The organism is Pseudomonas defluvii, from assembly GCF_001695625.1.
Classification (GTDB): domain Bacteria; phylum Pseudomonadota; class Gammaproteobacteria; order Pseudomonadales; family Pseudomonadaceae; genus Aquipseudomonas; species Aquipseudomonas defluvii.
This window is the reverse complement of the sequence record NZ_MBPN01000337.1, coordinates 1-392: the sequence shown is the minus strand read 5'-3', so window position 1 is coordinate 392 and position 392 is coordinate 1. Positions and strand designations below refer to the sequence as shown.

Annotated in this window: 1 pseudogene; it reads right to left on the bottom strand. The window is 52.8% G+C overall.

The window, feature by feature from the left end:
* Positions 1-392: pseudogene (locus tag EKA13_RS28200) on the bottom strand (LysM domain-containing protein); the annotation flags it as partial.

Genomic DNA, 392 nt, shown 5'->3' with positions numbered 1-392 from the left:
GCTCTCTGACAACAGGTGGACCATAGGGCCCATTGTCTCGGGCGGTAGCAGGCTCAGGGGAATACGTTGCCCACCTACCCATACAGCGTGATACCTAAGTAAGTGGTCTGTCAGCCGCTCTGCTTCCAGCTTGGTCGCATTTCTTTTATTCCACCAAGCAGCCATTTCATACAAGCTTTCATGAAGTATTCTCTGACTCTCATCTATAGGGTGACTAGCGACCTTAAACAGCCCTGATACCAAGTAACTGAATGCTTCGTCAGTCACTCCCAGCAAATACCGGTAATCCACTTCAGCCAACGCCTTGCAAAACAGTAAGGCCAGTTTCCCGACCAGCTCCAAGTCAACTACGGTAGTGAAGCCGCCGCCGGCCCCTGGCCCCAGTACCAGCG